Consider the following 14,644-nt stretch of genomic DNA (forward strand, 5'->3'; position numbering starts at 1 on the left):
GATGTCGTCCGTGTTCTCTCGTGCTGCGCACTAGTGGTTGGTCGCCGCGAGTTCGCGCTCGACGGCTTCCGTGAGGCGCTCTTCGATGGCGGGAACGTGGATCTTCTGGATGATTTCGTTCAGGAACCCGCGGACCACCAGGCGGCGGGCCACCTCTTCCGGGATACCACGGGCCATGAGGTAGAACAGGTGCTGATCATCGAATCGTCCGGTGGCGCTGGCGTGGCCGGCGCCGGCGATCAGGCCGGTCTCAATCTCAAGGTTCGGCACGGAATCGGCGCGGGCACCGTCGGTCAGGACCAGGTTGCGGTTGGCCTCGTAGGTGTCGGTGCCTTCTGCTTCCTTGCGGATCAGAACGTCACCGACCCACACGGTGTGCGCGTTGCGGCCCTGCAGGGCGCCCTTGTACAGGACGTTGGACTTGCAGTTGGCCACGGCGTGGTCCACGAACAGGCGCTGCTCGAGGTGCTGGCCGGCGTCGGCGAAGTACAGGCCGAACAGTTCCACTTCGCCGCCCGGGGCGGTGAAGCGTGCCGAGGGTGTGACGCGCACGAGGTCGCCGCCGAGGCTGACCACGATGTGCTTGAACTTCGCGTCGCGGCCGAGCTTCGCCTGCTGGGAGGAGGCGTGGACGGCGTCGTCGTTCCATTCCTGGAGCGAGATGACGGTCAGCTGCGCGCCCTCCTCAACGAGGATTTCGATGTTTTCCGAGACGACAGCGGTGCCCTGGTGGTCCAGGACGACGACGGACTTGGAGAACTTTTCCGCGACGATCACGACGTGCTGCGCGGAAGCTTCGGTGCCCTGGCCGGTCAGCAGCACGCTGACCTCGCCGTCCACCTCGACCTCGGACGGGACCGTGATGACGGTGGCCTCGGTGAAGTTCTCCCAGGCGTTCGCGGAGACGCGGTCCTCGGGGATGGCGGCGGAGCCGATCCGGCGGTCGTCACGGCCGACGGTCTCGACCCTGACGCTCTCCGGAGCGGTGACGCGCACGGCCGGCGCCGCACCGGTGAGGACCTCGGTGTGCAGGCCGCGGAGGCGCTTAAGCGGGGTGAAGCGCCAGTCCTCCTCCATGCCGGTCAGCGGTTTGAAGTCCGCCAGCTTGTAGGAGGTCAGGCGGCCGGCGCGTGAGCTGTCCGGTACGCCGACGCCGCCGCCGTGCGAGTGGCGCTTGACGGCCTCGCCGGCCAGCGGCGCCTTGGACTCCGCGGCGTTCAGCGGTGAGAGGCTTTCGCCTTCCTCGGTGAAGCCGTTGATGAACGGCTGGGCTGAGGGCGCGCCGACGCGGGCCTTTTCAGTAGTGATGTCAGTCATTAACCGACCGATCCTTCCATCTGCAGTTCAATCAGTCGGTTCAGCTCGAGGGCGTATTCCATCGGCAGTTCGCGGGCAATCGGCTCGATGAAGCCGCGGACGATCATCGCCATGGCCTCGTCTTCGCGCATGCCGCGGGACATCAGGTAGAACAACTGCTCCTCGCTGACCCGCGAGACCGTGGCCTCGTGGCCCATCGTGACGTCGTCCTCGCGGATGTCGATGTACGGGTAGGTATCCGACCGGCTGATGGTGTCCACCAGGAGCGCGTCGCAGCGGACCGTGTTGGCCGAGTGCTTGGCGCCTTCGCGGACCTGGACCAGGCCGCGGTAGGCAGCACGGCCGCCGCCGCGGGCCACGGACTTGGAGATGATCGAGCTCTTGGTGTTGGGCGCGATGTGGACCATCTTGGAGCCGGTGTCCTGGTGCTGGCCTTCGCCGGCGAACGCGATGGACAGGGTCTCGCCCTTGGCGCCTTCGCCCACGAGGTAGACGGCCGGGTACTTCATGGTGACCTTGGAGCCGATGTTGCCATCGATCCACTCCATGGTGGCGTTCTCTTCGCAGATGGCGCGCTTGGTGACCAGGTTGTACACGTTGGTGGACCAGTTCTGGATGGTCGTGTAGCGGACGCGGGCGCCCTTCTTCACGATGATTTCCACGACGGCGGAGTGCAGTGAGTCCGAGGTGTAGATCGGCGCGGTGCAGCCTTCGATGTAGTGGACGTAGGAGTCCTCGTCGGCGATGATCAGCGTGCGCTCGAACTGGCCCATGTTTTCCGTGTTGATGCGGAAGTAGGCCTGCAGCGGGATGTCCACGTGGACGCCCTTGGGCACGTACACGAAGGAACCGCCGGACCAGACGGCCGTGTTCAGCGACGCGAACTTGTTATCGCCCACCGGGATGATGGTGCCGAAGTACTCCTGGAAGATCTCCGGGTGTTCGCGCAGCGCGGTGTCGGTGTCCAGGAAGATGACGCCCTGGGCTTCCAGGTCCTCGCGGATCTGGTGGTAGACCACTTCAGACTCGTACTGGGCGGCGACGCCGGAGACGAGGCGGCTGCGCTCGGCTTCCGGGATGCCCAGCTTCTCGTAGGTGTTCCGGATGTCCTCGGGCAGGTCTTCCCAGGTGGCGGCCTGCTTCTCGGTGGAGCGCACGAAGTACTTGATGTTGTCGAAGTCGATGCCGGACAGGTCCGCGCCCCAGGTGGGCATGGGCTTGCGGTCGAAGTACTTCAGGCCCTTGAGCCGGAGGTCGAGCATCCATTCCGGCTCGTTCTTCTTGGCCGAAATATCGCGAACAACGTCTTCGTCGATGCCGCGGCGGGCGTTGGCCCCGACGTCGTTCTTGTCGGCCCAGCCGTACTCATAGGTGCCAATTCCGTGGAGCTCGGGATTCTTTTCCAGAATCTCCGAAATCACACTAGAGTCAGCAACCGTCTTCTCTGATAGTTGGTCCGTCATCACGGCCTTTCTTGGAGATGGTTGGATACTTCGTCCGGGTTGACCGGTGCAGCGGGACCGGGAGTCCCGACGGCGGCCGGACGGCCCGTAGGTATGTGGGTGGTGCAGACGTGCCCGCCGCGCGCCAGGGTGGACAGCCGGCGCACATCGACGCCGACCAGCCGGGAGAACACGTCGGTCTCCACGTCGCAGAACACGGGGAACTGGGCAGCCAGGTGCTGGATGGGGCAGTGCCCCTGGCAGAGCTGGACGCTGGAGAGCGCCGCCGGGAGCGGGGCCTTGGCTTCGATCGACTGCGCCGAGGCCACGAACCCGTCGCGGCTCAGCGCCGCGGAGAGAGCCTGGGCGCGGGCCGTGATGTCCGGTCCGGCTTCCCCGATCTCCGGTGCGTAGCGGCGCTCCATGTCGGCGAACCGCTCGACGGCGAACTGCCGCACGGCCTCGGGTCCGGCCGCCTCGCCGAGCCGGCGCAGCGCCACGGAGGCGATGTCGAGGTAGTCGTTGCCCAGGTTCGACTGGCCCTGGGAGCTCAGGACGTAGCGGCGGGCGGGCCGTCCGGCGCCGGCACCGGCGCGGGCAACCCGCTTGACCTCAATCACTCCGGTGCGCGCGAGGTGGTCCAGGTGGCGGCGCACGGCGGCCGGAGTGAAGCCCAGGAGGTCGCCGAGTTCGGCTGCGCTGATGGGTCCGTGTTCCAGTACCGCGTTCAGGACGCGGTCGCGAGTGCGCTCTTCGGCGTCGTGCGTGTGGGTGCCGGCGGCCGCGGGAACGGCGTCCGGAACGGCCGCCACGTGTGCCCGGGCAGGCCTCACGCGCGCGGCGCCGCGCCCGGACGGGACTGCGGACGCAGCGGCTCCGGACACAGCGGCTCCGGACACCGTAGCTCCGGACACAGGGGCGCTCATGGAATACACAACACAATCATGTCGTAATTTAGTCCGGCATTCCAGTAAGGCATGGCTTGCCTGCGGGACCGCCCCTCCGAGGGGCCGACGTACTACATCGCGTAGAATGCTGTGGTGCGATCTCCCGAATCCCCCGTTCTGACCATCAGCGGGCTTGTCAAGGATGTTGGTCCACTGCCCACCCTCGACGGCAAGATGCTGCGCGTGGTCAGCGGCCTTTCCCTCATCGCCGAACGCGGCCAAGTCACGGCCCTGCTCGGCGCCAATGGCGCGGGCAAGACCACCACCATCGAATGCGCCCAGGGGCTGCAAAAGCGCACCGCCGGCGCCATCAGCCTACTCGGCCACGATCCGGATTCGGCCGGCGCGGGCCTCCGCGCCCGGGTGGGCGTGATGCTGCAGGACGGCGGCCTGCCGCCGTCGGCCCGGCCCATCCCCCTGCTGCGGCACATCGCCGGCATGTACCAGGACCCGTGGCCGGTGGATGAACTCATCGGCCGCCTGGGCATCGACTCCTTCAGCCGCACCAACGTGCGGCGCCTGTCCGGCGGGCAGAAACAGCGCCTCGCCCTGGCCGCGGCGCTGGTCGGCAATCCGGAGGTCCTGTTCCTCGACGAGCCCAGCGCGGGCCTCGACCCGCAGTCCCGCCAAATGGTCTTCGATCTCATCTCCGAACTGCGGAACAGCGGCATGGGCATCATCCTGACGACGCACCTGATGGACGACGCCCAGCGGCTGGCGGACTACGTCTACATCATCGACGCCGGCCGCAACGTCGCCGAGGGCACCGTCGCCCAGCTCCTGCGCCACCAGCTCCCGGCCGGCGACGCGTCGCAGCACATCCGCACCTTGTTGTTCGAAACCGAACCCGGCCTGGACTTCGCCGGCGTGCTGCCCGACGGCGTCGACGTCACCGAGGCGCGGGCGGGCAGTTACGCCGTGACCGGAGCCCTGACCCCCGCCGACCTCGCCGCGATCACCGCGTGGTGGGCCCAGCGCGGGATCATGCCCAGCTCCCTGAGCCTTGAAGCGCGCAGCCTCGAGGACGTCTTCCTGGACATCTCCGGAAGGGAGATCCGATGACCCGCGTAACAGGTGGCGCCCCGCTGGAGAGCGCACGCCGTGCCGGCGAGCCCCCTGCCGCGCATGGCAGCGCCCCCGCTTCCCTGCTGCGCCGCATCCTGCTGCAGGGGCAGTACGAGACAGTCACCATGCTCAGGAACGGCGAGCAGCTGATCCTCGCGATCGTGCTGCCGCTGCTGGCCATGGTCGGCCTGACCGTGACTCCCCTGCTGGACGGACTCGGTTCGAGCCGCATCAATGTCGCCGTCCCCGGCATCCTGGCCCTGTGCGCCATGTCCACGGCCTTCACCGGGCAGGGCATCTCCACCGGCTTCGACCGCCGCTACGGCGTCCTGCGCTTTCTTTCCACGACACCCCTGGGCCGCACCGGCCTGATTGCGGGGAAGATCCTGGCCGTCCTGGCGGTGCTGTTCCTGCAGGTGCTCATCGTGACCGCGGTGGCCCTGCTGCTGGGCTGGCAGCCCAATCCCGCGGGCTGGCTGCCCGGGCTGGCCATCCTGGTCCTCGGCGCCGCCGCCTTCACGGCACTCGGGCTGCTGGTCGCCGGGACGGTCCGGCCGGAGGCGACCCTGGCCATCACCAACCTGCTCTGGATCCTGCTCGGCGCGCTGGGCGGAATCGTGATTCCGGCCGAACGGCTCCCGGCGCTGGCCCAGGCCGTGGTGCATTTTCTCCCCTCCGGCGCGCTGGGCCAGGCGCTGAGGGATGCTTTCCTGTACGGCAGCGTCAATGGTGCCGCCGTTCTTGTCCTGCTGCTCTGGACGGCGATCGCCGGCGGCGCAGCAACCCGTTGGTTTAAGTGGAATTGAGAATACTGTGAGCACGGCGTCACGAACTCCCCGGATTGTCTCCGGAATCACCTCCCGGCTGCCAGTCCGCGTCGATAAGACGGTCAGGCGGCTGGCCGTGCTGTCCCTCATTGGCCAGATCGTCCTGGTGGTGACCGGCGGCGCCGTCCGCCTGACGGCCTCGGGCCTTGGCTGCCCCACGTGGCCGCGCTGCACGGAGGGATCCCTGGCGACCACCCCGGAAATGGGGATCCACGGAATCATCGAATTCGGCAACCGGCTCCTGACGTTTGCGCTGGCGGCCGTCGCAGTGATGATGCTGGTCTATCTGTGGAACCTCCGCAAGGAGCGCCGCGACCTCTTCCTGCTGGCCCTCGGCCTGCTCGCAAGCATCCCGGCCCAGGCCGTCATCGGCGGCATCACGGTGCTGACCCAGCTGAACCCGTGGGTCGTTGGCCTGCACTTCCTCGTGTCCATGGCCCTCGTGGTCCTCGCGACCCTTCTGGTGAACCGGGCCTACGACCGCACGGGCAAGGCCCGGACCGTGCAGCTTCCCGCCCTGCCGGGCGTTGCCCGCCCGGTGATGACCGCCGTCGCGGTCCTCTCCGCCGTCGCGGTCTGCCTCGGTGTGGTGGTGACCGGCGCCGGTCCGCATGCCGGGGACGCGAACGCCCCGCGCAACGACCTCGACTGGGACCTGTTCGCGCACATCCACGCCGTGCCCGCCTACCTGGTGACCGCCGGCGCGCTGTTCGCGTTGGTCCTGGTGGTCCGCGGCCGGATTCAGGGGCCGTTCCGCTCCGCGGTGTTCATGCTCCTGGGCGTCACGGTGCTGCAGGCCGCAATCGGCTTCACGCAGTACTACAACGGCATCCCGGCGCTGCTCGTCGGCGCTCACATGCTGGCGGCGGCACTTCTGATGAGCGCGGCGACCAACGCCGCAGACCTCGCCCGCTACAGCCCGGTGGACTAACCAGCCGAAGCACCCTGAACAAAAGCATCGCGGGGTCGCTTACCGCCCTTCCGGCACGCCAGGACGGGCCGTAAGTGGCCCCGCGTTTGCTGTCTGTCGCTGTCTGGGCACTCGTACGGGCGCTGCGGCAACAATGACCAGTACCGCTTTCACCTCCCGGGGGCTGGCCTTGACGGGATTTCCGGGTGGACTATGGGATGGCATGGACATGGATCGTCGCGGCCGTGGGCTTTCCTCGTTCGTTCCCGTGACGCTGACCGGAAGGCCTTCTCTGATGCAAGCGACAGAACCGACCGTGCCTCCTTCACCCTCAGCCCGCCAACGCGCGGCGAGCCTCAAAGAACGCGTCTACATCATCTTCACGAGCCTGGCCGTGGTGTTGGCGCTTCGGAGCCACGCGGACGAGACCACGCCGCTGGCAGCGGCGGCGACGCTCAGCATCGTGGTGATCGGCTCGCTGCTGGGGATTTTCGTCGCCGACCTCCTGAGCCACCTGACTGTTCATTCGAAGCTTCCCACCGGTGAGGAACTGCACCACATGATCACGGTCAGCGCGGGCGGCCTCGGCGTCCTGGTCACCCCGCTGCTCCTCCTCACGGCAGCCGGCCTTGGTCTGTGGTCGACGGCCGTTGCCCTCGGGTGGGCAGTCGCTGTTCTGGTTGTCTCGCTCGGCATCGTCGGGTTCCTCGCGATCCGCCGCCTCGAGATCCCGCTCCGGCACAAGGCTGCCATCATGTTCGCCGAAGTCGTGTTGAGCCTGCTGGTAATTGGGCTGGAGCTGGTGGCCCACAATCTCTAAAGAAGCCTTAAGGCGTCCCCCCTCGACGCCCGGTTACTGGCCAGTCACTTGTCCAAACGGGAAAGATTTCGGAATACTGGATGCTGTGGCCCCTTTTCGGGCCCGCCCTTTAGCTGGGCAACCGCAGAGCCGGGCAGCCACAGAGCTGGCGTCAGGTTTCGTCCAGCCAGGGCGGGAATACTTGGATAGGGCGCAGAACTGGCGCCGCAATCGCATCCATGGATAGACGGACGGCGCGGTTTTGCCTTGATGCAGCTGGAATCGGAACCGGCCAGACTGAGGCACCGGAGGATATGTGGCGTTACTAGTCCGCGAAAGGCCCGCACAGACGGTCCAACATACTGCAAAGCGCCCGCGGCTGGACGGCCTGGACGTTCTTCGCGGTGCCGCCGTGGGCGCGGTCCTGCTCGGACATTCCTGGCCCGGCATATTCCAGGGCGCCGGCATCGTGGGTGTCATTGCCTTCTTCGTGTTGAGCGGTTACCTGATCACCAACGTGCTGGTCGGCGATATCGAACGGCACCGAAAAATTCGTTACGGACGCTTCTACGCGCACAGGGCCTTCCGGCTGGTGCCGGCGCTGGTCTCTCTCCTGGGCGTATACGCGATCGTCGAATTGGCCACCGACGTCCTCGGTGACCGGTCCAAGGGAATCGTGGGCTACACGGTCCTCGCCGGTCTTGGCTACCTCAAAGACCTCCCCCTGCCGTTCGACGTCAGCATGGCGATCGGACCGCTCTGGACGCTGGCGGTGGAAGAACAGTTCTACCTGATCTGGCCCGCGCTGCTGGTGCTCGCCCTGCGGCGCAACCGCCAGGGACGGCTGATTGGCTGGTCCGCCGCCGTCGCGCTGTTCCTCATGTCGGCCAGTGTGCTGGCAATGGTGTCCCTGGCCCCGCAACTTCACTCGCTGGTCTACGCGCTGCCGACCACGTGGGGGCTGGGCCTAATCATCGGTTCGGCCCTGCGGTTGTACAGGGTCCATGTGTTCAACTGGTTCACCGGCCGTTGGCTCCGGCGTGCGGCCCTGCTCGGTTCCGTCGCCGTCCTAACCGCGCTGATCTACTTCCCGAAGGCCAACGAAACGCCGGCCTTCATGTTCATTGGCGGCCCGCTGGCCATGGCCGCCGCGGCTGTCCTGGTCGCACTGGCCGCCTCCCGAACCGCAGTGATGCCGAAGTGGACGGCCCCGGTGCAGCTGCTGGGCACCGTCTCGTACGCCGCGTACCTCTGGAACTACGCCGTCATTCTCTGGCTCAACGGCGGCTCCACGGCCGATCTGCCACCGCTCATCGCGGTGTCCGCCATCGTGGTGACCCTGCTCATTGCGGTCATCAGCTGGCACACCGTCGAACGGCTCGGGCGGATCGCGCGGACCCGCTTCGACCAGCACTATTCGGCCCGCTACCATCCGGACCGGCAGCCGGCCGGCAGCGCCGCTTCCCGGCACGGTTAGTCGGCACCCTTCAGTCGGCTATTCAGTCGCTGCCCGCGTCGTTCTCCAGCGTGCAGGCATCGGTGTTCGCCCCGCAGACGATCACTGCGACACGTTCCCCTTCGGCGGGTGTGTAAGCCCCTGACGTGAGCGCCGCCAACGCAGCCGCAGCCCCGTATTCGGCGGGGATCCGGTAATCGCTCCACAACTGTGACCGTGCGGCGACGATGGCGGCGTCGTCCACCAGCACAGAGGCCGGCGGGACGCGTGAGGCGATGCTGAAGGCGATCCCACCCACACGTCTGGCCCCGAGGGAATCCGCGGCGACGCCCGAAACGGCCACATCGACCGGGCGGCCGGCGTCGAGGGCCGCGTGCAGCGTGGGGATGGTGAAGGGCTCGACCGCGACGACGCGGGCCCGGGCCTCGGCAGCTGCCGCCACGCCCGCATAGAGTCCGCCACCGCCGACGGCGACGACGATCGTGTCGATGCCGGGCTCGTCCTCAAGGATTTCCTCGGCCAGGGTGCCCGCGCCTGCCGCGATTTCCAGCTGGTCGTACGCATGGCAGAACAGGGCGCCGGTATCTTCCACGTAGTGCATTGCGGCCGCGAACGCCTCCGCGTACTCGGCGCCGACCTGCCGGACCGTGGCGTTGTACGCGAGGAGACGCTCGACCTTTACCCGCGGGGCGTTCTCCGGGACGAACACCGTCGCCGGCACACCGAGGACCGCGGCGGCGTACGCGTTCGCCAAACCCGCGTTGCCGCCCGACGCCGCCACCACGCCGATGGCCGGGTCCAGCTCCCCGCGCTCCCGGGCGGCGAGCTGGCGGTTGAAGGCGCCGCGTGCCTTGAAGACGCCCGTGTGCTGCAGGAACTCACATTTGAACCAGAGCGGGGCGGCAGCGGTACCCCCGCGGAGCAACGGTGTGCGCCGCACGTGGCCACTGATGCGGTTCTGCGCCTGAAGTACGTCGCTGCGGTTGATCACGGGCTCCCCCTGGGGTTGTGTCGCCTGGCCGGTTCGTAAGGATACCCCGGGACCGAAAAGGACCGTCCCCCTGATACAGCTGACGCTCCCCCACCAGTGGTGAGGGAGCGTCAGGCAGATGAACGGGGGGATCAGCCGCCCATGACGGCCGAGCCGACGAACGGGTCGACGGCCAGGGCTATGAAGAGCAGGGTCAGGTAGCTGATGGAGCCGTGGAAGACCTTCATGGCTCCCTTGTTGGAAACGTCGCCGGCCTGGGCCCGGTTGTACAGGGCGTGCGACTCGTACAGGAACCAGGCGCCGGCGCCGACGGCGGTCACCGTGTAGACCCAGCCGGCACCGCCGGCCGGGATCATCAGCAGCGAACACGCCACCATGGCCCAGGCGTAGAGGACCACCTGCACCGACACCACCTTCGCACCGGCGATGGCACCCAGCATCGGCACGTTGGCGTTGCGGTAGTCCTCGCCGTAGCGCATCGACAGCGGCCAGTAGTGCGGCGGGGTCCAGAGGAAAATCACCATGAACAGCACGACGGCGGGCCACTCGACGGTGTTGGTGACGGCGGCCCAGGCAATCAGGACCGGGAAACACCCGGCGGCGCCGCCCCAGACAATGTTCTGGGCCGTGCGCCGCTTCAGGATCATGGTGTAGATGACCACGTAGAAGACGATGGCGCCGAGCCCGAGCCACGCGGCGAGCGGGTTGGCCCCGAACCAGAGGATGGCGATCGCCGCCGCGCCCAGCAGCCAGGAGAAGGTGAGGGCTTCGCGGGGTGTGACCTCACCGGTGACCAAGGGCCGGTTCTCCGTGCGGTGCATGAGCTTGTCGATGTCGCGGTCGATGTAACAGTTGAAGGCGCCGGCGGAACCTGCTGCGAACGCGCCGCCCACCAGCGTCGCCAGGATGAGGCCGATCGACGGGAAGCCGCGTTCGGCATAGATCATGGTGGGCAGCGTGCTGACGAGCAGCAGCTCGATCACGCGGGGTTTCGTGAGCGCCAGGTAGGCCTTGGCTTTGCGGCCGAAGCCCATTCTTCCCGAGGCCGGGGAGGCGTTCAGCGGCGTATTAGTTGTGCTCACGGTGGCAGTCACTCTGTTCTGTCTGGCTGTGCAGTTCTGTCTGGCTGGGCAGCCCCGGGTGGATTTCGCAACGCACTGTGCTGCAGACCGGGCTCCGCGCTCGGCGCACACCCGTGTCCTTGCCCCAGTCGAAGGCCACCACCCATCATACCGTGGAGCTCCGGGCCGGACGGCCGCCGAATGCCGCGCCATGATTCCGGCGCGTTAACGCCGGTTCACCGGCCCCGCGGCGGACGGTGATTCATATAAGCGAAATCAGGTCCAATTGGTGAGATATACGCTGACCACAAAGTGGAATGGGACTAGGCTGTCATTAGATCAGCGCACACGGGCACGCATTTAGGCACTTGCCGGAACACGCGGCTCTGCATCTGCGTCTGAATGATAGATCAACGTTTCGATGGTGAACGGCTGGTACGAACCGCAGCGGGCACCGAACTGTGCCCGGGCGGGAAAAGAGCGTACCGCCGGCCGTCAGCACAGAGAGGGGCCCGGTTTTCGTGCCACATTTGGAAGAGCAAGAACTGTCATGGACTGACTTGGACCAGCGCGCGGTTGACACCGTCCGGGTGCTGGCCGCGGATGCGGTGGAGAAGGTCGGAAACGGCCACCCGGGGACGGCGATGAGCCTGGCTCCGGCCGCGTATTTGTTGTTCCAGAAGCTGATGCGCCACGACCCGGCGAATCCGGACTGGCTGGGCCGCGACCGGTTCGTCCTGTCCCCCGGGCACACGTCCCTGACCCTGTACATCCAGCTGTTCCTCTCCGGCTATGGCCTGGAACTGAAGGACCTGGAGGCGCTGCGGACCTGGGGCTCGCTGACCCCGGGCCACCCGGAGTACAAGCACACCAAGGGCGTGGAAATCACCACCGGCCCGTTGGGCCAGGGCCTGGCGTCCGCGGTCGGCTTCGCCTATTCCCAGCGCCGGATGCGCGGCCTGTTCGACGCCGACGCTCCCGCCGGCACGAGCCCGTTCGACCACACCGTCTGGGTGATCGCCTCCGACGGCGACCTGCAGGAAGGCGTCACCTCCGAGGCGTCCTCGCTCGCCGGTCACCAGGAACTGGGCAACCTCGTGGTGATCTACGACGAGAACCACATCTCGATCGAGGACGACACCGATGTGGCGTTCACCGAGGACGTCCTGGCCCGCTACGAGGCCTACGGCTGGCACACCCAGCGGGTCGACTGGACCCGGACCGGCGAATACGTCGAAGACATCCAGGAACTGCACGCCGCACTGCTCGCCGCGAAGGCCGAAACCGGCAAGCCCTCCATCATCTCCCTGCGGACCATCATCGGGTACCCGGCGCCGAAGAAGCAGAACACCGGCAAGATCCACGGTTCCGCCCTCGGCGCTGAGGAAGTCGCAGCCCTGAAGAAGGTCCTGGGCTTTGACCCGGAACGCGCCTTCCAGGTCGACGAGGACGTTCTGGCCCACGCCCGTGCCGTCCAGGGCCGCGGCGCGGCCGCCCGCGCCGACTGGCAGGCCTCGTTCGAGGCGTGGCAGGCCGGCAACCCCGAGTCCGCTGCACTGCTGGAACGCGTCGAAGCGAAGAAGCTCCCGGGCGACTTCGAAGCCGCCCTGCCGGTCTTCGAAGCCGGCAAGGACGTCTCCACCCGGGCCGCCTCCGGGAAGGTCCTGAACGCGATCGGCCCGGTCATGCCCGAACTCTGGGGCGGCTCCGCCGACCTCGCGGAGTCGAACAACACCACGATCGAGGGCTCGCCCTCATTCATCCCCACGTCCCGGTCCACCGCGGCGTGGAAGGGCAACCCCTACGGCCGGGTCCTGCACTTCGGCATCCGCGAGCACGCCGCGGCGTCGATCGTGAACGGCATTTCCCTGCACGGGCGCACCCGGGCTTTCTCCGGAACGTTCCTGATCTTCTCCGACTACCAGCGCCCCGCGATCCGGCTCGGCGCGCTCATGGGAGTCCCGTCGCTGTATGTCTGGACGCACGACTCGATCGGCCTGGGCGAGGACGGCCCCACGCACCAGCCCGTTGAGCAGCTCGCCTCCCTCCGCGCCATCCCGGGCCTGGACGTCGTTCGCCCGGGAGATGCGAACGAGGTCGCCGCGGCCTGGAAGGCCATGCTGGAAAACCATGAAAACCCCGCCGGCATCGTCCTGACCCGGCAGAACATCCCCACCTACGCCCGCGGCACCGGCGTCGCCGACGGCGACACCTTCGGCTCCACCGCCGGCGTCGAGAAGGGCGGCTACGTCCTTGCCGAGGCGTCGAAGGACGGCTCCACCGCCGAAGCGCAGGTCATCCTGATCGGCACCGGCTCCGAGGTCCAGCTCGCCGTCAACGCCCGCGAAGCGCTGCAGGCAGAAGGCATCCCCACCCGTGTGGTGTCCATGCCCTGCGTGGAATGGTTCAACAAGCAGGACGCCGCCTACCGCGACGCCGTGCTGCCCCCGGCCGTGAAGGCACGCGTCTCGGTCGAAGCCGGACTGGCCCTGGGCTGGAAGGAATTCGTCGGCGACGCCGGCCGTTCCATCTCCCTGGAGCACTTCGGCGCGTCCGCGGACTACAAGCGCCTCTTCCAGGAATTCGGCATCACGGCAGAAGCAGTCGCCGCCGCCGCGAAGGAATCCCTCGCCGGCCTCACCAACTGATCCACCACCACGGTTCCGGGGGACGCTGTGCCCCCGGAACCCATGATTTCCAGGAGTTATGAAATGACTACCCCCACCCAGCAGCTCTCCGACGCCGGCGTCTCGATCTGGCTCGACGACCTCTCCCGCGGCCGCCTGCAGACCGGCACCCTGCGCAAGCTCATCGAAGAGAAGAACGTCGTTGGCGTCACCACCAACCCGTCGATCTTCCACGCCGCCATCACCGCCGGCCACGACTACGACGCCGTGATCGCCGCCCAGGCCGCCGCCGGCGCCACCGTCGAAGAGACCGTCTTCGAAATCACCACCACCGACGTCGCCGACGCCTGCGACCTGTTCGCCCCGGTCGCCGCGGCCACCAGGGGCGTCGACGGCCGCGTCTCCATCGAGGTCGACCCCCGCCTGGCCTGGGACACCGCCGGCACCATCGCCGAAGCGAAGCACCTGTACAAGAAGGTCAACAAGGACAACGTCCTGATCAAGATCCCGGCCACCCTCGAAGGCCTCGAGGCCATCACCGCCACCCTGGCCGAGGGCATCAGCGTCAACGTGACCCTGATTTTCTCGCTGGAACGCTACCGCGCCGTGATCAACGCTTTCCAGTCCGGGCTCGAGCAGGCCAAGGACAACGGCCACGACCTGTCCACGATCCACTCGGTCGCGTCCTTCTTCGTCTCCCGCGTCGATGCCGAAATCGACAAACGCCTCAACGCCATCGGCACCGAGGAAGCCAAAGCACTCAAGGGCAAGGCCGGCCTGGCCAACGCGCGCCTGGCCTACCAGGTCTACGAGGAGCTCTTCTCCACCGAACGCTGGGCCCTGCTGGCCGAGGCCGGCGCCCTGCCGCAGCGCCCGCTCTGGGCCTCCACCGGCGTGAAGGACCCGGCCTACCCGGACACCCTCTACGTCACCGAACTCGTCGCCCCCGGCGTCGTCAACACGATGCCGGAGAAGACCCTCGACGCGACGTTCGACCACGGCACCGTCACGGGCGACACCGTCACCCGCGGCTACGACGACGCCAACGCCACGCTGAACTCCCTCGACGCGCTGGGGATTTCCTACAACGACGTCGTCGCCCTGCTCGAATCCGAAGGCCTGGACAAATTCGTGGCCAGCTGGAAGGAACTGCTGGGCGACGTCGAAGGCGCCCTGGCCTCTGCACGGAAGGCTTCCTAACC

Annotated in this window: 12 protein-coding genes; 7 read left to right on the forward strand and 5 right to left on the reverse strand. The window is 67.4% G+C overall.

All coding sequences use genetic code 11. The features are described from left to right. Positions 1–30 precede the first annotated feature (30 nt). The 3 genes from sufD to AC1DZV_RS01550 are packed head-to-tail and all read right to left on the reverse strand — an operon-like array spanning position 31 to position 3,685. On the reverse strand, positions 31–1,317 hold the full coding sequence (gene sufD, locus AC1DZV_RS01540) for a Fe-S cluster assembly protein SufD (RefSeq protein ID WP_476952763.1): 1,287 nt from the start codon (positions 1,315–1,317) through the stop codon (positions 31–33). Then, complete coding sequence (sufB, locus tag AC1DZV_RS01545; protein ID WP_476952764.1) at positions 1,317–2,780, reverse strand: Fe-S cluster assembly protein SufB; 1,464 nt, start codon at positions 2,778–2,780, stop codon at positions 1,317–1,319. Before sufB ends, sufD begins: the two co-directional genes overlap by 1 nt. Then, entirely contained in the window at positions 2,780–3,685 is a 906-nt protein-coding gene (locus AC1DZV_RS01550) for a helix-turn-helix transcriptional regulator (RefSeq protein WP_476952765.1), read from the reverse strand. The genes sufB and AC1DZV_RS01550 overlap by 1 nt, the downstream gene beginning before the upstream one ends. A 114-nt stretch (positions 3,686–3,799) precedes the next feature. Here AC1DZV_RS01550 and AC1DZV_RS01555 point away from each other — a divergent pair, with 114 nt between their 5' ends. From AC1DZV_RS01555 to AC1DZV_RS01575, 5 genes are all read left to right on the forward strand, one after another. Then, entirely contained in the window at positions 3,800–4,768 is a 969-nt protein-coding gene (locus AC1DZV_RS01555; protein WP_028275511.1) for an ABC transporter ATP-binding protein, read from the forward strand. Further along, the gene (locus tag AC1DZV_RS01560; protein WP_476952766.1) at positions 4,765–5,577 is read left to right on the forward strand and encodes an ABC transporter permease; all 813 of its coding nucleotides are present in this window, start codon (positions 4,765–4,767) and stop codon (positions 5,575–5,577) included. Before AC1DZV_RS01555 ends, AC1DZV_RS01560 begins: the two co-directional genes overlap by 4 nt. Positions 5,578–5,584: 7 nt before the next feature. Continuing rightward, on the forward strand, positions 5,585–6,529 hold the full coding sequence (locus tag AC1DZV_RS01565; RefSeq protein ID WP_028275509.1) for a COX15/CtaA family protein: 945 nt from the start codon (positions 5,585–5,587) through the stop codon (positions 6,527–6,529). 295 nt (positions 6,530–6,824) lie between these two features. Then, positions 6,825–7,328 carry a hypothetical protein gene (locus tag AC1DZV_RS01570; RefSeq protein WP_476952767.1) on the forward strand — a complete coding sequence of 168 codons (504 nt, stop codon included), beginning with the start codon at positions 6,825–6,827 and terminating at the stop codon, positions 7,326–7,328. 295 nt (positions 7,329–7,623) lie between these two features. Then, positions 7,624–8,784, forward strand: a complete 1,161-nt coding sequence (locus AC1DZV_RS01575) for an acyltransferase family protein (protein WP_476952768.1) — start codon at positions 7,624–7,626, stop codon at positions 8,782–8,784. Between the two features lie 22 nt (positions 8,785–8,806). On the opposite strand, the gene AC1DZV_RS01580 is transcribed toward AC1DZV_RS01575, so the two are convergent. Together AC1DZV_RS01580 and AC1DZV_RS01585 are read right to left on the reverse strand one after the other, a co-directional pair. Then, positions 8,807–9,754: a threonine/serine dehydratase gene (locus AC1DZV_RS01580; protein ID WP_476952769.1), complete on the reverse strand. Its 948-nt coding sequence runs from the start codon at positions 9,752–9,754 to the stop codon at positions 8,807–8,809. A gap of 131 nt (positions 9,755–9,885) precedes the next feature. Further along, positions 9,886–10,848 carry a heme o synthase gene (locus AC1DZV_RS01585; protein ID WP_476949640.1) on the reverse strand — a complete coding sequence of 321 codons (963 nt, stop codon included), beginning with the start codon at positions 10,846–10,848 and terminating at the stop codon, positions 9,886–9,888. A gap of 497 nt (positions 10,849–11,345) precedes the next feature. Between AC1DZV_RS01585 and tkt the strand changes: the two genes are divergently transcribed. Beyond that, positions 11,346–13,463: a transketolase gene (gene tkt / locus AC1DZV_RS01590; RefSeq protein WP_476952770.1), complete on the forward strand. Its 2,118-nt coding sequence runs from the start codon at positions 11,346–11,348 to the stop codon at positions 13,461–13,463. A 63-nt stretch (positions 13,464–13,526) separates the two neighbouring features. After that, positions 13,527–14,642, forward strand: a complete 1,116-nt coding sequence (tal, locus tag AC1DZV_RS01595) for a transaldolase (RefSeq protein WP_476949642.1) — start codon at positions 13,527–13,529, stop codon at positions 14,640–14,642. Positions 14,643–14,644 lie beyond the last annotated feature (2 nt).

This window comes from Arthrobacter sp. P1_D12, assembly GCF_056406175.1.